Genomic DNA, 26216 nt, shown 5'->3' with positions numbered 1-26216 from the left:
GGGGACGGCGTGATCCTGCCGGCGGTGATCGATGGATCATGGCCGGCGTATGTGATCACGGACTCGCTCATGCGTCTATATTAGAACAGGTGTTCGATAGATTCAAAATCATGGGCTTCGAGAGGAAGGTCCGGAAGGTCTTGTGGGGTTGGCGATCTGGCTAAAAGTTGCTGATAGCAACTAAATGATGGTGTCGTGGGTGGGCTTGTGGGCATCGGTTGAACAGGAAGATGGCGTGGGTACGGCCTACAGTTAGCGGATGGTGTACTTCGGTGGGTTCCTCGGGCTGATCGGGCTCTTGACGCTGGTGTTCCGGGACGGGGATGTGGCCGGGATGCCTGCGGTGGCGGTTGGGGTCGGGCTCCTGGTGGTGGGCGTGGTGGTGGGTGCGTTTGGCGTCGTGCGGCGGCGGGTGGTGCGTCGGCGCAAGATTGCGCGGGGAGAGCCGGTGCCGGTTGGGGATGTGTTTCAGCGGGCTCGGGCGTTGCCGCGGTTGTTGCGGGAGGTTCGCCAGGGTACGTACGCCGATCTGCCGAAGAGCCGGCCGTTCATCTGGGTACTCGCGCTCGTTTACCTGATCTCGCCGATCGACATCCTGCCTGATCTGCTGCCGGTGATCGGGGTCACCGATGACGCCGGGGTGGCTGTCTGGCTGCTCACCAGCGTGTCGACGGCGACCGGGCTCTACCTCAATCGGGAGCGGGAGCGGCGGCGCCTTCCAGGCGGTCGTGATCTCGGTGATCGTGACCTCGGGAACGGAGCCACTCACTGATGTCGGCTGCTGCTTCTTCGGGATGTTCGTAGGCGAAGAGTTGGAGCGGATCGGTCGGCTTCACATGATCGGCAGGACGGTCGGCGGCGACCGGGTCGGCGGCCGCTAAGTCGGCGGCGGTCACCGGATCGGCCTCAGCCACCAAGTCGGCGTCGGCCACAAAATCGTCGGCCGCAACTGAGTCGGTGGCGACTGAGTAGGCCGCCATTGAGTCTGCGGCGGCGAGCAGTTGGTGGGCGGCGGCGAGTACCCGCGCTGCCTGTGCCAAGGCCTCGGTCGGGTCGCTGACAGTGACTGCGAAGGTTGCTAGGTCGGCGATTTCGCAGGCCTGGTAGGCCATGGCTAGCTGGGCGCGGTTCATCCGAAGGCCCGTACGAAGAAGACGGCGGTCATCGCGATTGCGGTGGTGAGCACGAGGACGCGCAGGACCGTCGCAGGCAGACGGCGTACGAGATGAGCGCCGAGGTAGCCGCCGACAACAGCACCGCAAAGCAGCGCGACCAAGTGGATCGGCTGGGACAGGACGTCGGCCGCGAACACGAAGATCACCGCCGCCGTCAGATACACGGCCGCGACTTGGATAACGCGAAGCGGATTCCCGCGCGCCGGGTCGAGCGAGGTCGTCGCGGTCCAGAAGGCGAGCATCATCAGCCCGACCGCGCCACCGAAGTATCCGCCGTAGATCGCCAGCAGGAACTGCCCGGCCAAGATCGCCGCTGGACCAGGTTGCCCGAGCCGCAGGGCGGCTGTCAGTCGCCGGCCGAAGGCGAGTACGACGGTCGCGAACGCCAGCAACCACGGTACCGCCGCGTCGAAAGATGCTGAGGGCAACAACAAGAGCAGGCCGGCGCCGATCGCACCGCCGCAGACGCTGGCGATCGTGAGACGGACTGGCGATGGGTGGGTGAAGCTCTCGATGTCTCGGCGGTAGACCCACGCGCTGGTCGCGTTGCCGGGCAGTAGGGCGACGGTTGTGGTCGCGTTCGCCGTGACCGGTGGCATGCCGGCTGCGACCAGGGCGGTGAGTGCTACGAAACTTCCGCCGCCGCCGACGGCGTTCAGTGCGCCGGCTGCGACACCGGCCAGGAGGATCAGCAGCACCGTTCGAGCATCGACGCAAAGCCGACGCTTCACAATGCGCGATCCCCGTAGCCAGCCTTAGTCTGAGGCGTAGGCTGGCTGAATGCGGTACGACCTCGATGATCTCCGGCTGTTCACAAACGTGGCGGCGGAGGGCTCGATCACCGGCGGCGCGCGGGTGATGCACCTCAGCCTGCCTTCGGCGAGTGCGCGGGTCAGAGCGCTCGAAACGCAGGCCGGCGTGCCGCTGCTGGTCCGTGAGCGCCGCGGCGTCCGGCTGACCCCGGCGGGGGCCACGTTGGCCCGGCATGCCCGCGAGGTGCTCGCCGAGACAACCAGATTGGACAGTGCGGTTGCGTCGTACGCGGTCTCAACAACCGCCCCGATCCGCCTGGTCGCCGGCGGGTCCGCGATGCATCAGTTGGTCCCTATCGCGCTCGCCACGTTCCTCCGCGACCATCCGGAGTACGACGTGAATGTGAGCGAACGCCGGACCATTCGCAGCGTCCGCCTGCTCGCGGCCGGTGAGGCGGATCTCGGCGTCATTCTCGACGACGAGCCCACGCCGCTCAGGACCGAACCATTGGCCGACGACTCTCTGGTCGTGATCGGCCAGGCCGGCGGCATCCTCGCGGGCCGCGCTTCGATCGCGTACGCCGAAGTTGCCGAACATCCCCTGGTCGGCCTGGATCGAAACTCACCGCTCAGCCAATGGATGGACGACCGTCTCGGCCCGCACGCCCCCGCGCCGCGCTACCGCACCGTCGTACCCACCCTGCATGCGCTGATCACGTTGGCCACGGCGGGCGCAGGGCTCGCGATCGTTCCGCGGCGAGCTGTCGACGCCAGTACCGCCGTCGAGATCTGCCCGCTTCAGGACGCGTGGTCCACCCGCCAGCACCTGCTCTGCTACGCCGCGAACGCCCCCGAGCCCGCCCACCTCCTAGCGGCCCATCTCCACGCGGCCGCTAAGCCTTAAGGCGCTTAGAGATTCCGTCCAGCAGGTAGCCCAGACCTAGCTCGAACTTCTGACTAGGGTCGCGGTGCTGGGCGTCGTGGACCGCCTCGGCCAGGATCGGGTAGTTGCCAGTAGCAAGCATCGCGAGGAGATGCGGCGCCCGGGAGTGCTGCCATTCGCGCTGGGTGAGACCGCTGGCGCGTTCGGCTCGGTGCTCGCCGACCTCCCTGCGGACCGCCCCGATCAGGTAGACGGTCAGGACCTCGATCGTGCTCATGATCATGTCGATGTTCTCCAGGCCTGCCGCCCGGAGCGCGGACAGGGTGGCCTCCGAGTGGGCGAGGGTCGCGGGGCCGAGGCGTGGCCGGCCGTCGAGCAGGTCGATGAACCATTCGTGCCGCAGCCCCGCCGCGCGGATCTCGTGCGCGAAGGACGCCGCGACCTCGCGCCAGCCGGATCCGGTCGGTGGTGGGAGTTCGGCGTACACCGCGTCCACCATCAGCTCGAGCAGTTCGTCCTTGGTGCCGATGTAGCGGTAGAGCCGCATCGGGCCGGCGTCGAGCGCCGCCGCCACCTTGCGCAGGGAGACCGCCTCGATGCCTTCGGCGTCGGCCAGCGTGAGTGCGGCGCGGACGATCCGCTCGCGGCTCAACGGGCTCGGTGCGCGCCGCTCGGGCGGTTCGGGTCGTTCCCAGACCGATGGGGTGTCTTCCACTCGTCGCACGATACAGCGTCGCGTGAGATACAGTGTATTGCATCAATACAGCGTATCGAAGAAGGAGTGGCGAATGATCACGATCATCGGCGGCGGCCCCGGAGGGCTCACCCTCGCGAGGGTCCTGCACGTCCACGGCATCGACGCAGTCGTCTACGAGCGAGACGCCTCCCGCGCGGCCCGCACCCAGGGCGGCATGCTCGACCTGCACACCGAGACCGGCCAGGCTGCGCTGCAGGCGGCCGGGCTCGAGAGCGAGTTCCTCGCCGCGGCCCGGCGCGAGGGGCAGGACCAGCGCATGATGGACCACACCGGCGCGCTACTGCTGCAACAGGACACCCCGGACGATGCGCCGATGGCCCGTCCGGAGATCGACCGCTCGGACCTGCGCGACCTGCTGGTCGACTCGCTTCCGGCCGAGGCAATCAGCTGGGGGCGTGCCTTCAGTCACGCCGAGCCAAGATCAAGCGGGTACGTCGTACATTTCACCGACGGCAGCTCCGTCGAAACCGACCTGCTCGTAGGTGCGGACGGCGCGAACTCGCGGGTGCGCCGACTGCTGACCGACGCCGAGCCGACGTACGCCGGTAGTACCTCCTTGCAGAGCATCATTCACGACGCCGATCGCACCCAGCCTGAGCTCGCCGAGATGGTTGGCCGCGGCAACTTCTGGGTCTTCGGGCCAGGCGACCTGCGTCTGTCCGCGCAACGCAACGGTGACGGCACCATCCGGGTCAGCCTGTCGATGCGGGGTCCGGAGGGGGTGCTCGACGAAGAGACGGACGCTGCGGCGCTGGTCGACGGCTGGGATCCCCGGTTCGGGCAGCTGGTGCGTGCTTGTGACGAGCCGTTCGTGGTGCGGCAGATCGCCGTACTGCCGATCGGTCTGACCTGGCCGCGTCGATCCGGTGTCACCCTGCTCGGCGACGCCGCCCACCTGATGCCACCGATGGGAGAGGGAGCGAACGCGGCCATGCTGGACGGTGCCGAGCTCGCCCTCGCCATCGCCGCGCATCCGGACGACCTGGACGCCGCAGTCGCGGTCTACGAGCCGGCGATGCAGGCTCGCACGGCCGAGGCTGCGGAGGACTCCGCGAAGGCGATGGAGATGATCTCTGGGCCGGGTGCCGCACAGAAGGTACTGCGGTTCTTCCAGCCCGACCTCGTCGACTAGCGTTCAACCATGACCGCGGACATCCCCTTGCAGGCGTTCAGCGCGTTGCTGCACAGCGAGAACATCCCGACTGTGTGCCGGGCGCTGAACATGTATCAGGTGGCCGCGTCGTACACCCGGTTGAGCGGCGGCAATCCGCTCGAACCGCTGGCCGGAGAGGTGCGCACGGTTGCCCGGGAGGTCCTGTCGCGGCCGCCGGTCGAGGCCGGTGACGAGATCGCGGCCGGGTTCGATCATCTGAGTGCGTTGAATGTGCTGACGACTCTGGCCGAGCCGGAGGACGCCGAGCTGATCGACCGCATACTCCAAAGCACGACGGACGACCAGATCCGTGCAGTAGCGACGCTGGTGGCTACTCGCACCAGATAGCGTTCAGAACATGCGCGCGTTGACAGTGGATGAGGCCCGGCAGCGGGCGACGGATCTGGACCTGCGGTCGTACGAGGTTGCGTTCGATCTGACCGGCTCCGGCGACACGTTTGTCACGACCAGCCGGATCCGGTTCGCCGCCACGACCGAGACGACTTGGGTCGACGTAAAGCCCGAGCGGCTCATCAGCGTCGAGCTCAACGGGCAGACGCTTGATCCCGCCGCACTCGACGGCGGCCGGTTCCCACTCAACGGACTGCAGTCCGAGAACGAGCTCGTAGTCGCAGCTGAGATGAAGTACGCCGCCGACGGCGAGGGCCTGCAGCGGTCCGTCGACGCGGCCGACGGCCGGGTCTACACCTATGGCATGTCATCGCTCGAGTCGGCGCCGCGCTACTTCCCGTGCTTCGATCAGCCCGATCTCAAAGCGCCGTACACAGTCACGGTGAAGTGCCCCGAGGACTGGGTTGTCATGGGCAACGGTGCGGCCACGCAGACCGGGCCGGGAGAGTGGACGCTCGCCGAGACCAAGCCGCTGTCGACGTACTTCGTCACGCTGGTCGCCGGTCCGTACCACCAGATCCGCAGCGAGTACGACGGGATTCCGCTCGGACTCGCCTGCCGGCAGTCGCTCGCGGAGTACCTGGAGCGGGACGCCGAGGATCTGTTCCGGACCACGCGGGAGGCGTTCGACGAGTACCACCGGATGTTCCGGCAGCGGTACTCGTTCGGTGAGTACTGGCAGGTGTTCGTTCCGGACTTCAACCTGGGCGCGATGGAGAACCCGGGCTGCGTGACGTTCGCCGACAGCCTGGTCTTCCGCGGGCAGGTGACCGAGGCGGAACGCAGTACTCGGGCCCGCATCATCGACCACGAGATGGCGCACATGTGGTTCGGCGACCTGGTCACCATGAAGTGGTGGAACGACCTGTGGCTGAACGAGTCGTTCGCCGAGTACATGGCCCACCGGGTCGCGGAGGACGCCACCAGCTACGGCGGCAACTGGACCGACTTCGCCTTCGTCCGCAAGTGGTGGGGGCTCGTGACCGACCAGAGCAGCTCGACGCACCCGGTCGCACCGGACAGTCTCAAGGACGCCCGGCAGTCGCTCGACGATGTCGACGGGATCACGTACGCCAAGGGCGCGGCGGTGATCAAGCAGCTGGTCAAGTACCTCGGCGACGACGTGTTCCTCAAGGGAGTCAACTCACACCTGGAGGCGCACGAGTACGGCAATGCTGATCTGGCGGAGTTCATCGCCAAGCTGACCGAGGCCGGCGCGCGGGACCTGGACCATTGGTCGGAGCAGTGGCTGCGGACGTCGGGCCTGGACACGATCTCCGTCGAGCGGACCACCGATGGCGTCGTACTGCATCGCCGGAGCCCGGACGATTCGCGGCGGCCGCACAAGCTCAGTGTCGCCGGGTACGACGCGACCGGAGCCTGCACGACCGTCGATGTGCTGCTCGACCAGGACAGCGTGGACGTTGCGCTGGGCAATGATTTCGCGATGATCGTCCCGGACGCGAACGACGACACCTGGGCCAAGCTCCGTCTCGATCCGACCAGCCTCGCCAACCTTCCGCAGGTGCTGCCGAAGATCACCGACAGCACCACCCGCGCGGTGATCTGGAACTCGGTCCGCGACGCCACCGCCGACGCGGAGTTGGATCCCCGCCAGGCCCTCGACCTGTTTGTGACCGCGATCCAGCACGAGGACAGCGACATCGCCGTCGGCTCCGTGGTGCGCTGGGTGGAGGAGCACCTGCTCGGCAGCTACCTCCCGTACGACGAGGCTCGCGGTCCGGTAGCGGATGCCCTGGGCAACAAGCTGGCGAGCGTCGAGCCGGGCAGCAGCGTGCAACTGGCGACCTTCCGCGGGTTCGTCGAGACCACGGCCGACGTGGTGTTGCTGAAGTCATGGCTCGACGGCGTCGACACGCCGGCCGGCCTGGAGCTCGACCAGGATCTGCGCTGGCAGTTGGTACTGCGCCTCGTCCGGCTCGACGCGTTCGGCGCGACCGAGATTAACGACGAGCTCGCCCGCGACACCTCGACCGAGGGCGTCAACCACGCCGCTCGCTGCCGGGCCGCGCTGCCTGCCGGCAAGGAGGCGGCCTGGACCCGGATCATGACCGACCCGGCGATCGGCGTCCAGGAACTGCTCGCGGCGGCCGACGGCTTCTGGCATCCAGGTCAGGCCGCGATCACCGCGCCGTACGTGCAGCGCTACTTCACCGACATCGCAGGTACTGCGGACATCCGAGCCGGCATGGTCATCGGACTCACCGCACACCGGATCGCGCCCCGGTTCGCGATCGACGAGAGCCTGGTCGGCCCGGCCGAACGGCTGATCGCTGACCCGGCCGTGGATCCTGCTGTCCGCCGGCAGACGGCCAACTTCCTCGATGACCTGCGTCGGGCGGTCGAGGTGCGGCGTACCTTCAGCGGACGGTGAGGCGTTCCGCGACGGCCTTGCGGGCCTGGTGGATGCGGGCCTTGACGGTGCCGAGCGGTACGTCGAGCTCGTCGGCGATCTCGGCGTACGACAGCGCGCCGAGATCGCGGAGGACGAGCGGCTGGACGAGCTGCGGGTGGCTGGACTCGAGCGCCTCGAGGGCCTCGAGCAGGTCGAGGCGGGAGCCGGCGATCACGGAAGTGGTGCGCGGGTCGATGGACTCCGGCAGCACCTCGGCGGACTGCTCGACGGAGCGGCGCTTGAGGGTCCGGTAGGTCTGGCGGGCCTGGTTGGTGGCCACGACCGTCACCCAGCCGGCGAAGCTGCCGGTGCCCTTGAAGGTGTGCACCTTGTTCGCGACCTGGAGCAGGGTGTCCTGGACCGCCTCCTCGGCGTCCTCCCGGTACGGCAGGAACTTGGCCACCCGGCGCTGAACCTGCGGCCGGATCGCCTGCAGCAGTCGTGGCAGAACGGTCTTGTCGCCCGCCGCCGCCAGTGCCGCCAGCTCTTCCAGCTCGTCGTTCATCATCCCCCAGTCACCAATGAGCTCGGTTGTGGACGACAATAGCCGGGATGGATGTCATCGGGCGGTACCGGTTGCAGGACAAAATCGGCGCTGGTGCGTTCGCGACCGTCTGGCGGGGGTACGACGACGACCTTGATGTCGACGTCGCCGTCAAGGTCCTCGCGGACAACTGGGCGTCGCGCGCCGACGTACGCGAACGCTTCCTGTCCGAGGCGCGCCTGATGCGCCGGATCGCCAGCGACCGGGTGGTCCGGGTCTTCGACCTCGGCCAGCTACCGGACGGGCGCCCGTACTTCGTGATGGACTACGTCGGCGGCGGGACGCTGGGCGACGTACTCAAGCAAGGCCAGCTCGACCCGGTGGACGCGCTGTGGTGGGGCGCGGACCTGGCTCGGGCGGTAGCGGCGCTGCATGGTGAGGGCGTCGTACACCGGGACGTCACGCCGGCGAACCTGCTGCTGCGACCGGGAGACGAGACCGGCGGCGGTACTCATCGGATCGTGCTTGCTGACCTGGGGCTGGCGAAACGGGCCGCTGAGGCGTCCGGACTCACGCAGGCTGTCGGCACGCCGTCGTACATGGCGCCTGAGCAGGGTCGTGGTGACGGTGGGTTCGACGAGCGGGCGGACATCTACGCGGTCGGCGCGGTGACGTACGCGCTGGTCACCGGACATCCGCCGTACACCGCGGGCTCGATCGGCGATGTACTCAACCGCGACCCGGACCTGGCGCCGCCGAGCCTGCGTTCGGTGCTGCACGACTCGGTCGGGCAGCTCGACGACATCTTCGCGCGGGCGCTGGCCTACCGCGTCACCGATCGCTGGGAGCGGGCGGACACGCTGGCCGACCGGCTCGAGGCGGAGGCGTACCGGCTGGAGCAGGAGGCGCCGCTGCGCGCCGAGGAGCGGACCGCGATCACCGACGACGACCTGGACACCACGGTCGCGACGGACCCGCCGGTACGGCGACGTCGGCGGATGCGGGCGTGGTTCCTGCTGGCGCTGCCCGTGGTCTTCGTGGCAGCGGGTGTCGGAGGATGGTTCCTCTTCAGCCAGTGACTGCATAGAGTAGCCATATGGCTACTTACCGCAGTCTTGTGGTTCTCGCCGTATTCCCACTGACCGTTGCTTCCACTGCTCAGGCCGCCCAGCCCGTTGCCAGTTATGCGTGCCGTGCGAATTCGAGCTATGGCCAGCGCACGCTGTCGTTGCGCCAAGGCATGGATGCGAAGGCGCCCGCGACTGTCCGGCCGAACTCTCGCTTTACTATCGCCGTCGATCCGCAGCCTGGGACGCTTCCGGGTGAGGTCAAAGGCTTCAAGCTGAAGGAGGTTCGCGACCTAGCGCTGCGGGTCCCGGTCCCGGCCAACTCGTCGTACCTGAGTGCGCGGTTGACCGGTGGGTCCGGACTCAACTCGACGCCTAGCGTGCAGTTGGAGGGGAACGAGGTCGTGATCAAGGTCGCCGGCCCGATCCCCGGCGGCGCGAACTACGAGCTGCCGACTCTCGCGGTGCGGCTGAAGTCGGGTCGCCGCGGTGCGGTCGTCGAAACCAAGCTCAAAGGGACCAGCTACGACGACCCCGGCCTGACCCTCCAGGCCAAGCTCAAGTGGAAGTTCCTCACCACCACCGCCCCGGTCGCGTGCTACCCCAACCCGAACCCTGCCCTTACGAGCACCAGAATTCAGTAGGTGACGGTGATTCGCTCGGTGGCTGGGTCGAGGTGGACCTGGCCGCCGTACGGGAGGATCTGCTGGGGGTCGGTGTGGCCGATGTCCAGGCCCTTCACGACGACGGCAGTCGGGTTGTACTCCGCGAGGGCTCGGTCGACGGCGAGGTACTGGCCCGTGACGTAGGCGACGGACTGCTCCGGGGTCAGTTCCTGGAAGAGGGACGTGGACTTCGGGCGGCCCCACAGGATGGCGTCGAAGCGTTCAAGGAGGCCGCGTTCGCCCAGGTTGCGGAGGATTCGGTAGACCTGGTCGGCGGTCGGCAGCTCTTCGCTGGTCTCGCCGAAGAAGACTCCGCCGTACGACTCGGTCGGGAGCATCCAGCGGTTCGCGGACAGTTGCCAGTCGAGGATTTCTACGCAACCGCCCCAGAGCTTTCCGCGGACTGGTTGCGAGCCGGTCCAGGTCCAGCCGGTGCCGGGGAAGAGAGGGGGCTCGGTCTCGAGGTTTGCCGGGATGTTCCAGTCGTGGTCGTGGTCGGTCCACTCCTTGGCCGGCGTCAGCTCGAAGTCGCCGCCGGTGAAGAGGGCTGCTCGCAGGGAGCGTTCCGTGTCCGGGTGCATTGCGCCGCCGCGGCCGAACTGGACCATCACGCTGCCGCCGTGGAAGGCCGGCAAACCGTGTGTGTGCAGGAAGTTGAGCAGGTTCGTGTTGTCGCTGTAGCCGAAGAACGGCTTCGGGTTCGCGCGGAACACGTCCGGGTCCAGGTGCTTCAGCACGGTGAGCTGGTCCTCGCCGCCGATCGACGCGATCACCGCGCGGATCGACGGGTCGGACCAGGCCGCGTGCAGGTCGGCGGCGCGATCCGCCGGCGCGGTGCCCAGCTTGCGGGTGGTCGGGTACTCGACCGGCTCGAGGCCGAAGTCCTCGCGCAACCTGCGAAGACCCAGTTCGTACGGCCCTGGGAAGATCTCTGGGAGACCGCCCGACGGCGAGACGATTGCTACTCGGTCGCCCGGCTGGATCACAGTCAGACTCCGATCGGGTGCCAGACGGTCTTCAGTTCGAGGTAGTTCAGAAGTCGCGACAACCCTTGGTCCTCGGTCCAGTCCTCCTCGGCAGGACGACGTACCCGCTTGAGGTTGTCGGCGGACGCGATCTCCAGGTCACGGGCCTCGTCCTCCGACGAGATGCCGCAGAGGTCGATCGCGTTGACGTCCTGGTGGGACGCCAGCCACGGGCCGATCTCGGACGCCGACCCGGTGAGCAGGTTGACCACACCACCCGGTACGTCGGAGGTCGCCATCACCTCGCCCAGCGTCACGGCCGGCAACGGACGTTCGTACGACGAGACTGCGACGACCGTGTTGCCGGAGACGATCGCGGGCGCGATCACGCTGGTCAGGCCGAGCAGACTCGAGTCCTGCGGAGCCAGCACCGCGACCACGCCAGTTGCCTCGGGCAACGAGAAGTCGAAGTACGGCCCCGCGACCGGGTTCGAAGAGCCGACGACCTGGGCGAGCTTGTCGGCCCAGCCGGCGTACCAGACCCAGCGGTCGATCGACGCGTCCACGACCGCGCGGGCTTTGGCGATCGACAGTCCCTCGGACTGCGACACCTCCAGGCTGAACTGCTGGTGCCGGCCCTCCATCACCTCGGCGATCCGGTACAGCACCTGACCACGGTTGTACGCCGTCCGCGCGTGCCAGCCGCCGAACGCCTTGCGGGCCGCGACCACGGCGTCCCGGGCGTCCTTGCGGGAGGCCTGCGACGCGTTCGCCAGGAACTTGCCCTTGGCATCGTTCACGACGTACGAGCGGCCGGATTCGCTGCGCGGGAAGGCGCCGCCGATGTACAGCTTGTAGGTCTTACGCACTTCGAGCCTCTGAGAGTCCTTAGTGGGCAAGGTAGGCCTCCAGACCGTGGCGGCCGCCCTCGCGGCCGTAGCCCGACTCCTTGTAGCCGCCGAACGGCGAGGTCGGGTCGAAGCGGTTGAACGTGTTGGCCCAGACCACGCCGGCGCGCAGCTGGTTCGCCATCCAGAGGATCCGGGAGCCCTTGTCGGTCCAGATCCCGGCGGACAGCCCGAACGGCGTGTTGTTCGCCTTCTCGACCGCCTCCTGGGGCGTGCGGAAGGTAAGCACGGACAGCACCGGTCCGAAGATCTCCTCGCGGGCGATCCGGTGGGCCTGGGACACGCCGGTGAAGACGGTCGGCGGGAACCAGTAGCCCTGCGGCGGCAGCTCGCACTCGGGCGACCAGCGCTCGGCGCCTTCGTCCTCGCCGACCTGCGACAGTTCGCGGATCTTGGCCAGCTGGGCAGCGGAGTTGATCGCGCCGATGTCGGTGTTCTTGTCGAGCGGATCGCCGACGCGCAGGGTGCCCATCCGGCGCTTCAGTCGCGCCAGCACCTCGTCGTACACGCTCTCCTGGACCAGCAGTCGCGAACCCGCGCAGCAGACGTGGCCCTGGTTGAAGAAGATGCCGTTGACGATGCCCTCGATCGTCTGGTCGATCGGCGCGTCTTCGAAGACGATGTTCGCCGCTTTGCCGCCGAGCTCCAGCGTGACCGCCTTGTCCGTGCCGGCGACCGACTTGGCGATCGCGCGACCGACTGCGGTGGACCCGGTGAAGGCGACCTTGTTCACGTCCGGGTGCTCGACCAGCGCCTGACCGGTCCGGCCGGCGCCGGTGACGATGTTGACGACGCCCGGCGGGAGGTCGGCCTGCTGGCAGATCTCCGCGAACGCGAGCGCGGTCAACGGAGTCGTCTCGGCCGGCTTCAGTACGACGGTGTTGCCGGCGGCCAGCGCGGGTGCGATCTTCCAGGCCAGCATCAGCATCGGGAAGTTCCACGGGATCACCTGACCCGCGACACCCCACGGCTGCGGGTCGTCGCCGACACCGGCGTACTCGAGCTTGTCGGCCCAGCCCGCGTAGTAGAAGAAGTGCGCGGCCACCAACGGGATGTCGACGTCGCGGGACTCGCGGATCGGCTTGCCGTTGTCCAGCGACTCCAGCACCGCCAGCTCCCGCGCGCGCTCCTGGATCAACCGCGCGATCCGGAACAGGTACTTCGCCCGGTCGCGGCCGGCCATCGGGCCCCAGACCTTCTCGAACGCCTTGCGGGCTGCTCTGACTGCCTTGTCGACGTCGGCTGGACCGGCCTCGCTGACTTCGGCCAGCACCTCTTCGGAGGCGGGGCTGATGGTTTTGAACGGTTTTCCATCGGTTGCGTCGGTGAACTGGCCGTTGATGAACAGGCCGTACGACGACTTGATGTCGACGATGGCCCGCGACTCGGGGGCCGGTGCGTACTCGAATCTGCTCATGCCTGTCAGTCCAAGGTGAAGTAGTCGGGGCCCGGGTAGTGCCCGGTGGCCAGCTTGGTGCGTTGCATCAGCAGGTCGTTCAGCAGGCTGGAGGCGCCGAAGCGGAACAGCTCCGGGTCCAGCCAGTCCGGTCCGGCGGTCTCGTTCACCGTGACCAGGTACTTGATCGCGTCCTTCGAGGTCCGGATCCCGCCGGCCGGCTTCACGCCGATGTGCAGGCCGGTGGCCTCCTGGTAGTCGCGGACCGCCTCCAGCATCACCATCGTCACCGGCAGCGTGGCCGCGGGGGACACCTTGCCGGTTGAAGTCTTGATGAAGTCCGCACCGGCCAGCATCGCCAGCCAGGAAGCCCGCCGTACGTTGTCGTAGGTGACCAGCTCGCCGGTCTCCAGGATCACCTTCAGGTGCGCGTCGCCGGCGGCTTCGCGGATCGCCGTGATCTCGTCGAAGACCAGGCCGTAGCGGCCGGACAGGAAGGCGCCGCGGTCGATCACCATGTCGACCTCGTCGGCGCCGGACGCGACCGCGTCCTTGGTGTCCTGGATCTTGATCGCGAGGCTGGAACGTCCACTGGGGAAGGCGGTTGCGACACTCGCCACGTTGATGCCGGAGCCCTTCAGCTCGTGCTTCGCGGTGGCGACCAGGTCCGGGTACACGCAGACCGCGGCGACCTGCGGCGCGGTCGGATCGGCCGGGTCGGGCCGTTTCGCCTTCGCGCACAGGGCCCGCACCTTGCCGGGGGTGTCCTGCCCCTCCAGCGTGGTCAGGTCGATCATCGAGATCGCCAGGTCGAGTGCGTACGCCTTGGCCGTGGTCTTGATCGATCGGGTGCTCAGGGTGGCGGCGCGGGCCTCGGCGCCGACCTGGTCGACGCCCGGCAGCCCGAGCAGGAACCGGCGCAGCCGATCCTCGGACGAGGTCACGTCGGCCAAGCTGTCGACGCCGCTGTCGAGTGTGGTCACCTGTGGCAGTCTAGTGCTGTTCCGGACAGCCAGTTACTTTGTCCCGGTGAAGTCGAAGTCGCCTGAGAGCGAGCAGTACCTGTCCGCGTCGAACCGGATCACCGGGGCTATCGTGCTGGTCATCGGCGCGCTCGGCCTGGTCGACGTTCTGCTGGAGTGGCGCACCGCCACCGGTGTCCTGGTCGGCAGCGTCATCGGGATCTTCATGGTCCTCGCGTACGCCGGCCTGATGCGGCCCTCGGTCACCCTCAGCCCCGAGCACGTGCTGCTGCGTAACCACCTGCGCGACCGCCTGATCCCGTGGTCCAAGGTGACCGGCGTCGACGTGACCGACATCCTGCGGGTTCACACCGACGACAACCGATACCGCGCTCCCGGTGTCCAACTGATCATGCGCGACCTTCGCAAGCAACGAGTGGGCGGCCGCAAGCTGGCCGCGGACAGCTCCATTTCCAAGGCCGACTTCGTGGTCAACCGGATCGAGACGATGCAGACCCAGTACGCCGACCAGTCGAAGGGTGACGTGGTGACTGGCTGGGCCAAGCCCGAGCTGATCGCGCTCGGAGCCCTGGCCGTCATCGCCATCGTGGCAGCCGTAATCCGCTGAGCGTGCTCAGCCGACGCGCTCTCCTCCGAACGGGAGCCGCGGCCGGAGTCGCCGGTATCGCCACAGTGGCCGCCCTCGAGACCGGCGTGATCCCTGGCCGGGCCCGGATCCACGACGCCCTCGGACTCACCGGCCCGGACGGCGTCATACCCGATGTACCCGTTGGTCCGGTGGTATCGGGCAGCTTCGATTCGGTCGGCCGGCGGACGAAGGTCGGTTACAGCGTCCTCTATCCCGACGGGTACGACGCGTCGGCGGCGCTGCCCGTCGTACTTGTTCTGCATGGTCGTGGGGGCGACCACACATCGGCGGTCAACGACCTCGGGATCGATCGGTATCTGACTGCTACGGTGCGATCCGGTACGCCGGCGTTCGCGGTCGCGACCGTGGACGGCGGGCAGAACAGTTACTGGCATCGCCGGGCTGACGGCAACGATCCCGGGTACATGCTCGACCAGGAATTCCTTCCACTGCTGGCCGAGCGCGGTCTGCGTACCGGACGGTACGGCGTACTCGGCTGGTCGATGGGCGGGTACGGCGCCTTGCTCTGGGTCGCCCTGCAGCACTCGCGGGCGGTCGCGGTCGGAGCGCTCAGTCCAGCGGTGTGGCGCGAGTACGACGAGGTGCAGGCCGGAGCGTTCGACGGGCCCGAGGATTTCGAGCGGAGCCAGGTGTTCGGGCGGCCCAGCGGATTCAGGGATGTTGCCGTTCGCATCGACTGTGGGCGGGACGATCCGTTCGCGGCGGCCGCGAAGGATCTCCGGGACGAACTGCGTGCGGCCGGCGGTCAGCAGGCCGGGGCGCATACCCCCGGCTACTGGCGGCGTATGCTCCCTGACCAATTGCGATTCCTGGGCGGAAAACTGGGCCAGTGAGCGGAACTGTGGCGCGAATCGCTGCGTCAGAGCCCGTGTTCAGTCCTCAGGTGAACCCCTGTGCACCCCAGGATTGGTCCGACAGGTCCCTAGACACATCGAGAGTGGAGCTCATGGTCAACCTCTCCCGTATCACCCTGCGTGGCGTGGCCGCGGTCGGTGCACTGGCCGGCTTCGCCGCCCTGGCGCTGCCGAACGCCCAGGCTGCGCAGACTTCCAGCACGACGACGACTGCCGCCGCGCAGGCTGCCGAGACGCCGAAGCCGATTCAGATCGGCACCGGTCTGGTCGCCGGCCCGCCGCCCGCCGGCGACGCGCTCAGCACGAAGTCGTCGCTGACGAACGTCGTGCGTTACAACAAGCTGTACAAGACGGGCGCGATCCCGACGTCGAAGTGCCACGAGCTCAACGTCTCGCTGCGCACGTTCGCGGGTGTCGTCGCGTACGAGAACAACCTGTACAAGTGCCTCTACGGCTCGTGGGCCCTGCCGCTGAAGCAGGCCGGCGCGGCGTACAAGGTGGCGCCGAAGCTGGTCGTCCACAACTCGAGCGCGGTCAACTCGAAGTGTGGCGTGGTCACCGGTGGTACCGCGTTCTTCTGCGGTGTCGACAACGGGTACATCTACATCCCGGCGTACGTGATCATCAACTACTGGAAGCAGAGCCCGACGATGGCGCGGGCGTACGCGACCTTCACGCTGTCGCACGAGTACGGTCACCACGTCCAGTGGCTCACCGGCATCCTGAACGCGTCCTGGGCGCGTCAGAACGCCTTCAGCACCTACGCCGCGCAGCTCGAGGAGAGCCGTCGTCGTGAGCTGCAGGCGTCCTGCCTGGGCGGTGCCGTGGACGGCGCGAACAAGCGCAACTACCCGTTCAGCGGTGGCTTCATGACCCAGTACAACTGGGTGATCAGCAACAGCGGCGACCAGCCGGGCGGCGTGCGGGACCACGGTGCGATCAAGAACCACGCGTTCTGGGTCACCGCCGGCTTCAACGCGCGGCACAGCTACACCGTCGCGGGCAACTGCAACACCTTCAACGCGAGCTCCGCGTACGTCGCCTGACCTCAGGCGCGACAGAAGTCTCGTAACACGTAACTCAGCCGCCCGGTACGCGTTGGCGTACCGGGCGGCTGTTGCGTTTTGGCGACACCTGCACGATCTGCGATCGTGTGGTTACTTGTTTCAGGTGCGCACGGCCTACAGTTCTGGAGTCGAGCATCGAACGGCAGGAGTCAAGGACAGTGAACTACGACGAGTTCAACACCGAGTACGCGAAGGTGCTGGACAAGATCAAGAGCGGTCGGAGTACGTGGTCGGAGCTGTCCGGGCATGTCACCAGGCTGCGGCAGGCGACCGCCGGCATCACTTCGCCGGTGGAGCGCACCCAGGTCGACCACGACCTCGCCGCGCTGAGCCAGATGGTGGACATGTCGCGACGGACCAACGACAAGGAGGACGTCTGGACGATCACGTCGGACGCGATCCGCAAGGCCAGCAGTCAGGAAGGTTCGGTCGCGGACCGGATCGCCCGGATCGAGGCCAGCATCAACGACATCACCGCGCTGGCCAACCGGAACCCGGACGAGCGGGACGCGCTGATGCAGTCCACCAGCACGCTTCGCATCCTGCACTCGTCGCTGCAGAGTTCCCTGCAGACCGAGAAAGCCGAAGCCGCCGCGGCCCGCTGAGCCGGGGAGCCACCCGCCAGGTGCTCCCCAGCAATGTCTAGCTAGCTAGATACCCAGCGCGGCCGACAACGCTTGCTTGATGCCGGACAGGTTCTCGCCTGCCCGGCGCCGAGCACTCGCGACGTCCGTGCTGACCGGCACGACCACTTCCAGGTAGCACTTCAGCTTGGGCTCTGTCCCCGACGGGCGTACCACCACGCGTGCGCCGTCGGACAGCGTGTACCGCAGCCCGTCGGTCGGCGGCAAGGTCTCGGATCCGTCGCTCAGGTCGTCGATCCGCGCGACCGTGTAAGAGCCCAGCGTCGACGGCGGGGTGGCGCGCAGCCGGTCCATCGCCTGGGCGATCAGCGCCAGGTCGTCGACCCGCATCGACAGCTGGTCGGTCGCGTGCAGTCCGTGCTTGATCGCGAGATCGTCCAGCAGGTCCAGCAACGTGCGCCCCGCGGCCTTCGCCTGCGCGGCCAGTTGCAGGACCCGGACCAGCGTCGACACGCCGTCCTTGTCCTTCACCGCAGCCGGGTCAACGCAGTACCCGAGCGCCTCCTCGTAGCCGAACACCAGCTCCGGCACCCGCCCGATCCACTTGAACCCGGTGAGCGTCTCGACGTACCGGACGCCGTACGACGCGGCGATCTTGCCGAGCAGCGACGACGACACGATCGAGCACGCGGCCACGCCGTTCGGCCCGGATGACAGCAGGAACTCGCCGAGCAGCGAGCCGAGTTCGTCGCCGCGCAGCATTCGCCAGCCGCCGTTGGTCGACGCGTCCGGGACCGCGACCGCGCATCGGTCCGCGTCCGGGTCGTTGGCCACCGCGATGTCCGCGCCGATCTTCCGTGCCAGGTCCAGCGCGGCGTCGATCGCGCCCGGCTCCTCCGGGTTCGGGAACGCGACAGTCGGGAAGTCGGGGTCCGGATCGGCCTGGGACGCGACCACCTGCGGTGCGGCGAACCCCGCACGGGCGACCGCGGCCTCGACCAGGGTCCGCCCGACCCCGTGCAGCGGGGTGTAGGCGACCTTCAGGTCACGCGGCGCATCCGCCGGCACCAGGTGGGCGATGCGGTCCAGGTACGCGTTCAGCAGGTCGTCGCCGGCCGTCTGCCAGTCGTCGCCGCGCGGTACTTCGGCCAGCGGGCCGACGGCGGCGATGGCGGCCGCGATCTCCGCGTCGGCAGGCGGCACGATCTGCGAGCCGTCACCGAGGTAGACCTTGTAGCCGTTGTCCTGCGGCGGGTTGTGGGACGCGGTCACGACCACGCCCGCGACCGCGTGCAGGTGCCTGATCCCGAAGGCCACCACGGGCGTCGGCGTGGGCCGGTCCAGCAGTACGGCGTCCAGCCCGGCGCCGCGGATCACGGCCGCCGTGTCCTGCGCGAACACGTCCGACTTGTGGCGCGCGTCGTACCCGATCAAGACCGGGCCGGTGGTGAGGCCCTTCGCCTTCAGGTACGCCGCGAGTCCGGCGGCGGCCCGGATCACGACGACCCGGTTCATCCGGTTCGGCCCGGCGCCGACGGCTCCGCGGAGTCCCGCCGTACCGAACTCGAGGGTGCCGGCGAACCGGTCGGCCAGCTCGTCGGTGGCGCCGACGTCCAGGAGCTGGGCCAGCTCGGCGCGGGTGTCGGGGTCGGGGTCCTCGCTCAGCCAGGCTTCGGCGGCGGCCTTCAGATCTTCGGTCACCACCGCACGATAACTAATGTCCTGACGACTGCTAATGACCTGACGACTGGCAGGGCCGCGCGCGGAGGTCGCTGACGTAGTCGTCGGGGGCCCCGGCCGCTTCGGCGGCCTCGGCGAGGATGCCCAGGTAGCGGGCCGAGGGCAGGCCGCCCTCGTAGGCGTTCAGCACGTACATCCAGGCCAGCTGCTCGCCGTCCAGGGTCTGCACCCGGACCTGGATCTTGCTGTAGACGTCCTGCTCGATCCATTCCCACTCGTCCAGCCGCTCGACGTCCTTGGGATGTACGTCGTACAGCGCGACGAAGACCTGGTTGCCGGGGTCGGAGCCGTCCTCGACCACGGTGGCCATCGCGCCCTCCCAGCCGAGCTCCTCGCCGCCGAACGTGAGGCGCCAGCCGAGGATCCAGCCGGTCCCGCGCAGGGGCGAGTACGGGCACCGGTCGGCCATCAGGTTCGGGTCCAGATTCGACGCAAACGCGGCGTACAGGGTCACGACGACACAGGATACGGAACAATGGCCTCTCGTGGCGCGAGTTGTGATCATCGGAGGCGGCCCGGGTGGGTACGAAGCGGCCAGTGCGGCCGCCCAGCTGGGCGGGGAGGTGACGGTTGTCGATTCCGACGGAATCGGCGGTTCCGCGGTGCTCACCGACTGCGTGCCGAGCAAGACCCTGATCGCCACCGCCGAGGTGATGACCGAGGTGGAGGAGGCCGGCGAGCTCGGGGTCCGGCTGGACGACGGCGACGACGATCCGGCCAACTCTGTGCGTGTCGATCTCTCCGTCGTCAACAAGCGGGTGAAGGCGCTGGCAACCGCCCAGTCGGAGGGCATCGAGCGCCGGCTGGACTCCGACAAGGTCCGGATCATCAAGGGCCGCGGCCGGCTCGACGGTCCGGAGACTGTGGTCGTCGGTGACGAGCGGCTGCCCGCCGACGTCGTGCTGATCGCCACTGGTGCAAGGCCTCGTATCCTCAAGGGCTCCGAGCCCGACGGTGAACGCATCCTCACCTGGGAGCAGGTCTACGAGCTCGAGGAGCTGCCGGAGCGGCTGATCGTGGTCGGCTCCGGCGTCACCGGTGCGGAGTTCGCCAGCGCGTACGACGCACTCGGCAGCGACGTCGTCCTGGTGTCGTCCCGCGACCGGGTCCTGCCGGGCGAGGATGCTGACGCGGCAGCGGTCCTGGAGGGCGTGTTCAAGCGGCGCGGTCTGACCGTCCTGAGTAAGTCCCGGGCCGAGTCGGTCCGGCGGCAGGGCGACGGGGTGGTGGTGACGCTGACCGACGGCCGGAAGGTCGAGGGTTCGCATGCGCTGCTCGCGGTCGGCTCGCTGCCGAACACCGACGACCTGAACCTGGTCGACTCGGGCGTGTCGCTGACCGACGGAGGGTTCGTCCAGGTCGACCGGGTCTCCCGGACCACGGCCCGTGGCGTCTATGCGGCCGGCGACTGCACCGGCGTACTCATGCTCGCCTCGGTGGCCGCCATGCAGGGCCGGATCGCGATGGCCCACGCCCTTGGCGACGCCGTCACCCCGCTGGACCAGTCGACGGTCTCCGCGAACGTCTTCACCGCCCCCGAGATCGCCACCGTCGGCCTGACCCAGGCAGTCGTCGACGCCGGCGGCAGTACGGCGATGGTCGTCAAGGTCCCGCTGGCCGACAATGCCCGGGCCAAGATGCAGGGCGTCCGGGACGGTTTCGTCAAACTCTTCTGCCTGCCCAACACCGGTATCGTCGTCGGCGGCGTGGTCGTCGCCCCTCGGGCCAGTGAGCTGATCCACCCGATCTCACTGGCCGTCGGCGCCCGCCTCACCGTCGACCAGGTCGCCCAGGCCTTCACCGTCTATCCGTCGGTCTCTGGCTCGGTCGCCGAGGCAGCCCGCCGACTCCACCTCCGCTCATGAAGTTCCTGGTGCTGTGGCAGATGGAGCTGAGCCTGCTCTCCCCGGAGATGGCGCGGGCCGTCGGCGCCATGCCGGAGTACGGCGAGCGGCTGGAGCGGGAGGGGAAGGTGCTGGCCCGGTATCACGTGGTTGGATCCCACGGCGGGGCCTGGATTTACGAGGTGGACTCGCACGAGGAGTTCGAGCGGTTGCTGGGGCGGGCGCCGGTGTTCAACTTCGCGCGGTACACGGTCCATGCACTGGCTGAGATGGATTCGGGCCGCCCTGGCGATTGACGTGGTCGCGGGGGCCGTGGATCGTGGCAGCAGGGGGTAGTCCTATGTTCGAGGACCGAAGCGACCTCGCTGTCGACCGGCATCTGGTCGTCAGCCACCGGCTACGCGCCCGGCGCTTGCAGCTCGGGCTCACCCAGAAGCAGCTCGTCAGCCGGCTGGCGCGGTGGGGGATCCGGACGACGAACAAGACCCTGTCGAGCTTCGAGCACGGCGCCGGGGTCGACGTGGTGCGGCTGCCTGAGCTGGCCGGCGCACTTGATTGCACGGTCACCTATCTGCTCGGCCTGACCGAGGACCCGGCCCGCTGGGAGCCCGATCGGTCCGGAACGGCGGAGGACCACCCGGTCATCCGGCCGGCGGTGCTGAACTCACCAGGCGTCGTCACGCACCCGGACGGTCACTGGATCCTCGGCCCGGACATCCCCGCACGCCCACCGAGGCGCTGATTCACCAACCCCAGGTGGTACGCCGAATAGTGGCGTAAGGCAACCAGTTGGGCGCGGGTCAATCGGTCGCAGACCCAGCCCCAGTGCAGCGAGACCCACTCACCCGGGGCCAACGGCGAGATCAGATCCACACCGTCGAAGCCACGGATCGCCGTCTCCTCCCGCGGTTCGCCAAGAGCCAGGCGTACGCCGTCCCATTCCAACGGGCGCGAGGTCACCACGACCTGGCCGTTGGCGTCTGCGACCACTCGGCCCCAACGGATGCGGCACTGGTCGAGCACTCTTAGGGCTTGCGCCGTACTGCGTTCTTCGCCGAGCAGCTCGGCCCATGGGTAGAGGCAGAACACCTGGAAGCTGTGATGCGGGAGGCCGCCGCGGGCGTCGCCGGCCTGGTCGAGCAGGCGGTTGCCGATCCAGTACGCCTCGACCACCTCGCGGTCGAGCGGATCCGCCGTACCCGAGGATCCGGCGATCAGGCGGAGTTGCGGCCAGGCGCCGTCGAACTGCTTCGCCAGTGCACGGAATCCGTTGTCGGCCCGGCCGAGTGCGCCGTACTCGAGCAGGGCGCCGGCGTCGGCGGGACCGCAGTACCCAAGTCGGTTGGGGGCGAACGCATACCGGACGAAGAGGGCCGGTCCGTTCACAGGTCGGCTCCGAAGAACGCGAGCGCATCGGCGGCCCGCTCTCGCGACATCCGCTCCAGCGCGAAGCCGCTGTGGATCAGCACGTACTCACCGGGGACGAGCGGCCCGTCGAGCAGGGACAGGTTGATGTCGCGGACGACGCCCGCCACCTCTACCTGGCCGAGGTCCGCGCCCTCCGGGCAGTCGACCACGCGGCCCGGGATGCCGAGGCACATCGTCTACCTCTCCTTGATCATGTCGATCACCAGTTGCGCCGCGGTCCCCACGGCGTCCTGAACGGCCGGGGACAACCCGATCCCGGCGTCGATCCCGGTCGGCTCGCAGCCGACCACGACCACAGGTCCCACGGTGCCACCGAGTCGCGGAACAAGCGAGAGCACGGCGTCCGGAGCGAGATCGTGGGCATCCATGCTCACCTCCGGCCCGGGCTCGGCGCCCGGCTCCGCCTCGATCACGTAGACCGTCCCCGGTGGGCCGCCACGCTGGACCGCGTCGATCAGTACGACGAGGTCGTAGGGCTCGAGCAGCTGGTAGGCGAGGTGGATGCCGCGGATGCCGAAGTCCCGTACCTCGACATCGTCCGGCAGACTCCGCCGCGCGAGCTCCTCGACGACCGCCACGCCGAAGGCGTCGTCACTGCAGAACATGTTGCCCAGACCCGCCACCAGAACAGTCATCCCAACGGCTCCAGTTCCTCCGGGCTGAAGTACAGATACCGGCCGTGTGACCGCTGTACTTCGCCCTCCTCGCCGTCCAGCGCGACCGCCACATGGGTCACGCCGTCGACGTCGAAGAGTACGGCGACCACCGTGCCGAGGCGGCCGGTCAGGAACATGTCCTGTGCGTCCGCCCGCCGGATCCCCGGCCGCAGCCGGACCCGCGAACCGTTGCCAACAGCAACGTCACCGACCAGTACCGTGTCGGTCTCCGGGGAGACCGTCAGGTCGCTCCCCGGATCCCACCACGGCTGCTTGCTCGGCTCGGGTTCGGTCACCTTCCGCAGGTAGCGGAGCGTGCCGTGCAGGCGGTCCAGCAGCTCCGGCGGCATCGAGTCGACCCGGGCGAGCAGCTCGGCGGTCCGCGGGTCGGTGCCGCGGACCTCGCGCTTCTCGTCCTCGGTCAGGGTCATCGTCCGCAGGCTGAGGATCTCGTCGATCTCGGTCGCGTCGAACAGATCGCCCTGGCTCTCCTCCGCGATCTGCGGGTGGTCGTACAGGATGATCGGCGACGAGAGCAGTTCGTCGCCGGCCAGCACCGGGTAGAGGCCGACGTTGTCGCAGGCGGCCGCGTAGCCGGTGGCCCATTCGGGTGGGTCCAGCAGCGAGATGAACTTGCCGCCGTCGACGGCGATCATCAGGTGGTGGGCGATCAGCGCCTGCCGGAGTGCGCCGACCCGTTCCGAGCTGCCGTCCGCGGTCGTGTTCTCGACCCGGATCCGCAACCGGCTCACGCCGTACGGGCCGGGGAGCGACTCGATGCTCAGGGCAACGGTCCCGCTGACAGGGAGCCGGGTGCGACGGAGGAAGCCGACCGAACCGAGCGCCTCGGTCTCGGTGCCGCCTGGGATCTGGAACGGCTCCTCGCGCGGCAGTTTTCGCGGGTCCGCCTGGAGATCGACCGTCTGCACGACGGCCTCGTCCCACGGCAGGTACGTCGCATCGGCTGTCTCCAGCGACTCCACCTCGATCTCATCGACATCCAGGACGGTACGGCGCTGTGCCTGTAGGAATCGCAGTCGAACGGTGAGCACGGCCTGGTCGCCTTCGAGGAGACACTCGGTCTGCGACCAGCCCCGCTCGGACGGATCCGTCAGGCAGTAGTCCGGCGGCATCAGTACGCCGAACTGCCAGCGCACCCGGTTCTTCCCGTCCGACGCCCGATACGGGTAGAGCACGTAGCCCTCGAACAGCACCGTGTCCGCGACCTGCTGAACCGCCTCGAACCTGTTCATTCCAAGTGTTCCTTCAGCAGCCGCTCGATCGCGTCGTCCCAACCGGGCAAGGCCTCCTGGGCGCGATAGCGGTACAGCCGGTCGAACGTGTCCTGCCGCAACCGCAGCCAGGCGGACCCCGGAAAGTGCTGGTCCATCGCCTCCCGCCAGACCGCCACCGGCAGCTGGTACGTCGTCTCCTTCTGCCAAGCGACCGGTGTCACCGACAGGGTGCCGGGACGCCCGGTGAAGATCGTCCCGTTGAACAGCATCAGCAGCGGTACGCCGCCATTCCGCAAGGCGTACAGGTACTTGTGAGCCGCGACGTCGAAGTCGTAGCTGCACGGCAACTGCAGGTCCACGTCGGTCTCGCCGGTGAAGCCCGGCACCATCTGTGTGACGAACGCCAGCTGCAGCGGCTTCAACGTCTCGCCCCAGCGAGCCCGGTCGCCGAACAGGTCCGCGAGACCCTCGGCCTCTTCGTCGTCGTAGCGCCGCCGGATCGGCTCGATCCGGATCTGACAGCGCAATGCCAGCGCGTGCACCGGCGTACCCGTTGTCTCCTCGATCTTGAGCCGCAGCTGGATCAGCGGCGTCGCGGCGTACCGGTCCGCCTCCGAGCCGGTGCAGGTGAAGTCGAGGTCAACCACGGCCGCGCTCCCGGACACCGTCGAAGAACTCGTCGATCCGGCGCCAGACGTCCTCGCCGCCGGCGAACCCTTCCCAGTACTGACGGACGATCCCGACCAGCTCGTAGCACGCGTCGATCGGGACCAGGTGGCATTCGAACCCGTTGTCGAGGCGGCGTAGCAGCACCGCCTCGACATCGGGGACCAACTCCTGCAGGCGGGCGTCGCCGGCCACGACCTCGTCCCAGCCGGCCAGGTCGAGCAGTGACTCGGTGGCACCGCCCGGGCTCGGGTAGAAGGCGACGTACCGGCCCTGATCGGACTGGTAGAAGAGGAAGGCGAGGTTGACCGGGATCCCCATCGTCTCCCACTGCGCCGTCGACAGGGTGAAGTCCGCGTTGGCCCGGTAGCGCTCGGGCACAGCGCGGTAGTGCCCGTGCGAGGCGCCGCCGTCGGTGAACAACAGATAGCAGGGCCGGCACGTGCACAGCAGTCGGTGTCCTTCGACATCGGCCAGATGCGAGTGCTCAGGGCCGATTCGCGCGGTGCACATCTCACACTGCTCACCCGGCGCCCCCTGCTCGCGGACGCCGCCGGTGAACTGACGCAGTACTGCGACCGGATCGACGACCGGAGGTGGTTTGTTCTGCGCGAGCGCCCGCAGCGTCGATGGCGGCCTCACGCCGGTTGCACCCCCGGGATGGCGACTTTCCAGCCGGATCCCTCCGGCAGCAGCGGAAGTGCTTCGAGCGGTGGTGCCCCTTCCGGTGTCAACGCTCGCCCGGCCAGGCGTACGTCGTACTCCGCCGTGCAGCGTGGACAGATCAGCCGGTCGCCGGACAGCTGTCCGTGATGCAGAGCGGACGAGCACATCGGGCAGTTGTTGCGATAGGCAAAGAACGTGTCGGCCAGATTCGCCACCAGGACGTCCATGCCGCCGACGGTGAGGTGCTGGACCTGGTCGGGGGGTGGGACCAGGTCCAGCTGGTGCCAGCCGTCCCGATGGGGTCGGAACGGCTCGATCTTGAGGAGATTCGTCTTCTCCTTGACCATGCCGGCGACGTCGACCGCGACCGCCTCCGGAGCGGCGTCCAGGACGGCGTTCTCGACCGTCATCCGGACCGTGGCCGTCGAGCCCGGGCAGCCCTCGCAGCTGCCCTGCAGGCTCAGGTGGACGACGCCGTCGTCGTCGATGCCGAGGTAGTCGATGCCGCCGGCATGCGAACCCAGGTACGGCCGGACAGAGTCCAGCGCGACCTGGATCCGGGTCGCGACATCGTCCGGGTGGAGGTCGTGCAGCAGGAGCAGGCCGGCGACCAGATCGTCGCCGACCAACTGCCGAACCTGCGGCTCGTCCAGCAGGTTCAGCAGTTGCTCCAGCCCTGCGCCGTGCAAGGTCAGCACCGCGCGGACCAGCTCCTCCACCTGACCGGCCAGCCCGGGATCGGCGCGCCGCTGAACCTCGTCCAGCAGTACGTCGATCCGTTCGCTCAGGGCCTGGACATCGTGCCGATCCAT

General features: G+C 68.3%; 31 protein-coding genes. 14 read left to right on the top strand and 17 right to left on the bottom strand.

Annotation, left to right across the window (positions count from 1 at the left end; all coding sequences use genetic code 11):
• The first annotated feature begins 259 nt into the window (after nucleotides 1–259).
• The gene (locus EV650_RS33545) at nucleotides 260–772 is read left to right on the top strand and encodes a YkvA family protein (RefSeq protein ID WP_134123175.1); all 513 of its coding nucleotides are present in this window, start codon (nucleotides 260–262) and stop codon (nucleotides 770–772) included.
• Here the strand turns inward: EV650_RS33545 and EV650_RS33540 are convergent.
• Nucleotides 690–1133, bottom strand: a complete 444-nt coding sequence (locus EV650_RS33540; RefSeq protein ID WP_134123174.1) for a hypothetical protein — start codon at nucleotides 1131–1133, stop codon at nucleotides 690–692. The genes EV650_RS33545 and EV650_RS33540 overlap by 83 nt on opposite strands.
• Nucleotides 1130–1873 (bottom strand): sulfite exporter TauE/SafE family protein, encoded by a 744-nt coding sequence (locus EV650_RS33535; protein WP_134123173.1) that lies wholly within the window; start codon nucleotides 1871–1873, stop codon nucleotides 1130–1132. Before EV650_RS33535 ends, EV650_RS33540 begins: the two co-directional genes overlap by 4 nt.
• 82 nt (nucleotides 1874–1955) lie before the next feature.
• Here EV650_RS33535 and EV650_RS33530 point away from each other — a divergent pair, with 82 nt between their 5' ends.
• Entirely contained in the window at nucleotides 1956–2831 is an 876-nt protein-coding gene (locus tag EV650_RS33530; protein ID WP_134123172.1) for a LysR family transcriptional regulator, read from the top strand.
• Here the strand turns inward: EV650_RS33530 and EV650_RS33525 are convergent.
• The gene (locus tag EV650_RS33525; protein WP_134123171.1) at nucleotides 2821–3525 is read right to left on the bottom strand and encodes a TetR/AcrR family transcriptional regulator; all 705 of its coding nucleotides are present in this window, start codon (nucleotides 3523–3525) and stop codon (nucleotides 2821–2823) included. The genes EV650_RS33530 and EV650_RS33525 overlap by 11 nt on opposite strands.
• A gap of 73 nt (nucleotides 3526–3598) precedes the next feature.
• Here EV650_RS33525 and EV650_RS33520 point away from each other — a divergent pair, with 73 nt between their 5' ends.
• Genes EV650_RS33520 through pepN form a run of 3 tightly spaced genes read left to right on the top strand, consistent with a single transcriptional unit; the run spans nucleotide 3599 to nucleotide 7526 of the window.
• Entirely contained in the window at nucleotides 3599–4699 is a 1101-nt protein-coding gene (locus EV650_RS33520; RefSeq protein WP_134123170.1) for an FAD-dependent oxidoreductase, read from the top strand.
• Between the two features lie 9 nt (nucleotides 4700–4708).
• The gene (locus EV650_RS33515; protein ID WP_134123169.1) at nucleotides 4709–5068 is read left to right on the top strand and encodes a hypothetical protein; all 360 of its coding nucleotides are present in this window, start codon (nucleotides 4709–4711) and stop codon (nucleotides 5066–5068) included.
• 10 nt (nucleotides 5069–5078) lie between these two features.
• Nucleotides 5079–7526, top strand: a complete 2448-nt coding sequence (gene pepN / locus EV650_RS33510) for an aminopeptidase N (protein ID WP_134123168.1) — start codon at nucleotides 5079–5081, stop codon at nucleotides 7524–7526.
• Here pepN and EV650_RS33505 read toward each other — a convergent pair.
• Complete coding sequence (locus EV650_RS33505) at nucleotides 7513–8055, bottom strand: RNA polymerase sigma factor (protein ID WP_238174645.1); 543 nt, start codon at nucleotides 8053–8055, stop codon at nucleotides 7513–7515. The genes pepN and EV650_RS33505 overlap by 14 nt on opposite strands.
• 44 nt (nucleotides 8056–8099) lie before the next feature.
• Here EV650_RS33505 and EV650_RS33500 point away from each other — a divergent pair, with 44 nt between their 5' ends.
• Entirely contained in the window at nucleotides 8100–9110 is a 1011-nt protein-coding gene (locus EV650_RS33500; protein WP_134123167.1) for a serine/threonine-protein kinase, read from the top strand.
• Nucleotides 9111–9127: 17 nt separating this feature from the next.
• Nucleotides 9128–9742, top strand: coding sequence for a hypothetical protein (locus EV650_RS33495; protein ID WP_134123166.1), 615 nt, complete (start codon nucleotides 9128–9130; stop codon nucleotides 9740–9742).
• Here the strand turns inward: EV650_RS33495 and EV650_RS33490 are convergent.
• Genes EV650_RS33490 through deoC form a run of 4 tightly spaced genes read right to left on the bottom strand, consistent with a single transcriptional unit; the run spans nucleotide 9736 to nucleotide 14015 of the window.
• Complete coding sequence (locus EV650_RS33490) at nucleotides 9736–10749, bottom strand: S66 family peptidase (protein ID WP_238174644.1); 1014 nt, start codon at nucleotides 10747–10749, stop codon at nucleotides 9736–9738. The genes EV650_RS33495 and EV650_RS33490 overlap by 7 nt on opposite strands.
• 2 nt (nucleotides 10750–10751) lie before the next feature.
• Complete coding sequence (locus EV650_RS33485) at nucleotides 10752–11597, bottom strand: aldehyde dehydrogenase family protein (RefSeq protein ID WP_238174643.1); 846 nt, start codon at nucleotides 11595–11597, stop codon at nucleotides 10752–10754.
• 19 nt (nucleotides 11598–11616) lie between these two features.
• Nucleotides 11617–13053, bottom strand: a complete 1437-nt coding sequence (locus EV650_RS33480; protein ID WP_134123163.1) for an aldehyde dehydrogenase family protein — start codon at nucleotides 13051–13053, stop codon at nucleotides 11617–11619.
• Nucleotides 13054–13058: 5 nt separating this feature from the next.
• Complete coding sequence (gene deoC, locus EV650_RS33475; protein WP_134123162.1) at nucleotides 13059–14015, bottom strand: deoxyribose-phosphate aldolase; 957 nt, start codon at nucleotides 14013–14015, stop codon at nucleotides 13059–13061.
• Nucleotides 14016–14061: 46 nt separating this feature from the next.
• Between deoC and EV650_RS33470 the strand changes: the two genes are divergently transcribed.
• The 4 genes from EV650_RS33470 to EV650_RS33455 all read left to right on the top strand — a co-directional run bounded on the left by EV650_RS33470 (nucleotide 14062) and on the right by EV650_RS33455 (nucleotide 17190).
• Nucleotides 14062–14622: a PH domain-containing protein gene (locus EV650_RS33470; RefSeq protein WP_134123161.1), complete on the top strand. Its 561-nt coding sequence runs from the start codon at nucleotides 14062–14064 to the stop codon at nucleotides 14620–14622.
• Between the two features lie 2 nt (nucleotides 14623–14624).
• The gene (locus EV650_RS33465) at nucleotides 14625–15497 is read left to right on the top strand and encodes an alpha/beta hydrolase (RefSeq protein WP_134123160.1); all 873 of its coding nucleotides are present in this window, start codon (nucleotides 14625–14627) and stop codon (nucleotides 15495–15497) included.
• Between the two features lie 113 nt (nucleotides 15498–15610).
• The gene (locus EV650_RS33460; protein WP_134123159.1) at nucleotides 15611–16564 is read left to right on the top strand and encodes a neutral zinc metallopeptidase; all 954 of its coding nucleotides are present in this window, start codon (nucleotides 15611–15613) and stop codon (nucleotides 16562–16564) included.
• Between the two features lie 179 nt (nucleotides 16565–16743).
• Entirely contained in the window at nucleotides 16744–17190 is a 447-nt protein-coding gene (locus EV650_RS33455) for a hypothetical protein (RefSeq protein WP_134123158.1), read from the top strand.
• A 45-nt stretch (nucleotides 17191–17235) separates the two neighbouring features.
• Here EV650_RS33455 and EV650_RS33450 read toward each other — a convergent pair whose 3' ends face one another.
• Together EV650_RS33450 and EV650_RS33445 are read right to left on the bottom strand one after the other, a co-directional pair.
• Entirely contained in the window at nucleotides 17236–18870 is a 1635-nt protein-coding gene (locus EV650_RS33450) for a phospho-sugar mutase (protein ID WP_134123157.1), read from the bottom strand.
• 31 nt (nucleotides 18871–18901) lie between these two features.
• Nucleotides 18902–19363: a gamma-glutamylcyclotransferase gene (locus tag EV650_RS33445; protein WP_134123156.1), complete on the bottom strand. Its 462-nt coding sequence runs from the start codon at nucleotides 19361–19363 to the stop codon at nucleotides 18902–18904.
• 31 nt (nucleotides 19364–19394) lie between these two features.
• Here EV650_RS33445 and EV650_RS33440 point away from each other — a divergent pair, with 31 nt between their 5' ends.
• From EV650_RS33440 to EV650_RS33430, 3 genes are read left to right on the top strand one after another with little or no spacing between them, the layout of a single operon-like run.
• A complete protein-coding gene (locus tag EV650_RS33440) occupies nucleotides 19395–20774 on the top strand; it encodes an NAD(P)H-quinone dehydrogenase (RefSeq protein WP_134123155.1) in 1380 nt (459 codons plus the stop codon).
• Nucleotides 20771–21049, top strand: coding sequence for a muconolactone Delta-isomerase family protein (locus EV650_RS33435; RefSeq protein WP_134123154.1), 279 nt, complete (start codon nucleotides 20771–20773; stop codon nucleotides 21047–21049). Before EV650_RS33440 ends, EV650_RS33435 begins: the two co-directional genes overlap by 4 nt.
• Nucleotides 21050–21093: 44 nt before the next feature.
• Complete coding sequence (locus EV650_RS33430; RefSeq protein ID WP_134123153.1) at nucleotides 21094–21495, top strand: helix-turn-helix domain-containing protein; 402 nt, start codon at nucleotides 21094–21096, stop codon at nucleotides 21493–21495.
• Here the strand turns inward: EV650_RS33430 and EV650_RS33425 are convergent.
• From EV650_RS33425 to EV650_RS33395, 7 genes are read right to left on the bottom strand one after another with little or no spacing between them, the layout of a single operon-like run.
• Nucleotides 21447–22139 (bottom strand): DUF6390 family protein, encoded by a 693-nt coding sequence (locus EV650_RS33425; protein ID WP_134123152.1) that lies wholly within the window; start codon nucleotides 22137–22139, stop codon nucleotides 21447–21449. The two genes, EV650_RS33430 and EV650_RS33425, sit on opposite strands and share 49 nt — an antisense overlap.
• Nucleotides 22136–22354: a HypC/HybG/HupF family hydrogenase formation chaperone gene (locus tag EV650_RS33420; protein ID WP_134123151.1), complete on the bottom strand. Its 219-nt coding sequence runs from the start codon at nucleotides 22352–22354 to the stop codon at nucleotides 22136–22138. Before EV650_RS33420 ends, EV650_RS33425 begins: the two co-directional genes overlap by 4 nt.
• 3 nt (nucleotides 22355–22357) lie before the next feature.
• Nucleotides 22358–22816 (bottom strand): hydrogenase maturation protease, encoded by a 459-nt coding sequence (locus tag EV650_RS33415; protein WP_134123150.1) that lies wholly within the window; start codon nucleotides 22814–22816, stop codon nucleotides 22358–22360.
• Nucleotides 22813–24090 (bottom strand): hypothetical protein, encoded by a 1278-nt coding sequence (locus EV650_RS33410; protein ID WP_134123149.1) that lies wholly within the window; start codon nucleotides 24088–24090, stop codon nucleotides 22813–22815. Before EV650_RS33410 ends, EV650_RS33415 begins: the two co-directional genes overlap by 4 nt.
• The gene (locus tag EV650_RS33405) at nucleotides 24087–24719 is read right to left on the bottom strand and encodes a DUF6084 family protein (RefSeq protein ID WP_134123148.1); all 633 of its coding nucleotides are present in this window, start codon (nucleotides 24717–24719) and stop codon (nucleotides 24087–24089) included. Before EV650_RS33405 ends, EV650_RS33410 begins: the two co-directional genes overlap by 4 nt.
• Nucleotides 24712–25380 (bottom strand): DUF5947 family protein, encoded by a 669-nt coding sequence (locus EV650_RS33400; protein WP_202875156.1) that lies wholly within the window; start codon nucleotides 25378–25380, stop codon nucleotides 24712–24714. The genes EV650_RS33405 and EV650_RS33400 overlap by 8 nt, the downstream gene beginning before the upstream one ends.
• Nucleotides 25377–26216, bottom strand: coding sequence for a NifU family protein (locus EV650_RS33395; RefSeq protein WP_134123147.1), 840 nt, complete (start codon nucleotides 26214–26216; stop codon nucleotides 25377–25379). The genes EV650_RS33400 and EV650_RS33395 overlap by 4 nt, the downstream gene beginning before the upstream one ends.

This window comes from Kribbella kalugense, assembly GCF_004365875.1.
In the GTDB taxonomy this organism is placed as follows: domain Bacteria; phylum Actinomycetota; class Actinomycetes; order Propionibacteriales; family Kribbellaceae; genus Kribbella; species Kribbella kalugense.
This window is presented reverse-complemented; position numbering and strand designations above follow the sequence as displayed.

Coding starts and splice junctions, on each gene's coding strand:
- EV650_RS33460 (WP_134123159.1), top strand. CDS start 15,611: ATGGTCAACCTCTCCCGTATCACCCTGCGTGGCGTGGCCGCGGTCGGT.
- EV650_RS33540 (WP_134123174.1), bottom strand. CDS start 1,133: ATGAACCGCGCCCAGCTAGCCATGGCCTACCAGGCCTGCGAAATCGCC.
- EV650_RS33500 (WP_134123167.1), top strand. CDS start 8,100: ATGGATGTCATCGGGCGGTACCGGTTGCAGGACAAAATCGGCGCTGGT.
- EV650_RS33515 (WP_134123169.1), top strand. CDS start 4,709: ATGACCGCGGACATCCCCTTGCAGGCGTTCAGCGCGTTGCTGCACAGC.
- EV650_RS33415 (WP_134123150.1), bottom strand. CDS start 22,816: ATGACTGTTCTGGTGGCGGGTCTGGGCAACATGTTCTGCAGTGACGAC.
- EV650_RS33430 (WP_134123153.1), top strand. CDS start 21,094: ATGTTCGAGGACCGAAGCGACCTCGCTGTCGACCGGCATCTGGTCGTC.
- EV650_RS33505 (WP_238174645.1), bottom strand. CDS start 8,055: ATGATGAACGACGAGCTGGAAGAGCTGGCGGCACTGGCGGCGGCGGGC.
- EV650_RS33435 (WP_134123154.1), top strand. CDS start 20,771: ATGAAGTTCCTGGTGCTGTGGCAGATGGAGCTGAGCCTGCTCTCCCCG.
- EV650_RS33495 (WP_134123166.1), top strand. CDS start 9,128: ATGGCTACTTACCGCAGTCTTGTGGTTCTCGCCGTATTCCCACTGACC.
- EV650_RS33545 (WP_134123175.1), top strand. CDS start 260: ATGGTGTACTTCGGTGGGTTCCTCGGGCTGATCGGGCTCTTGACGCTG.
- EV650_RS33530 (WP_134123172.1), top strand. CDS start 1,956: ATGCGGTACGACCTCGATGATCTCCGGCTGTTCACAAACGTGGCGGCG.
- pepN (WP_134123168.1), top strand. CDS start 5,079: ATGCGCGCGTTGACAGTGGATGAGGCCCGGCAGCGGGCGACGGATCTG.
- EV650_RS33410 (WP_134123149.1), bottom strand. CDS start 24,090: ATGAACAGGTTCGAGGCGGTTCAGCAGGTCGCGGACACGGTGCTGTTC.
- EV650_RS33395 (WP_134123147.1), bottom strand. CDS start 26,216: ATGGATCGGCACGATGTCCAGGCCCTGAGCGAACGGATCGACGTACTG.
- EV650_RS33520 (WP_134123170.1), top strand. CDS start 3,599: ATGATCACGATCATCGGCGGCGGCCCCGGAGGGCTCACCCTCGCGAGG.
- EV650_RS33480 (WP_134123163.1), bottom strand. CDS start 13,053: ATGAGCAGATTCGAGTACGCACCGGCCCCCGAGTCGCGGGCCATCGTC.
- EV650_RS33420 (WP_134123151.1), bottom strand. CDS start 22,354: ATGTGCCTCGGCATCCCGGGCCGCGTGGTCGACTGCCCGGAGGGCGCG.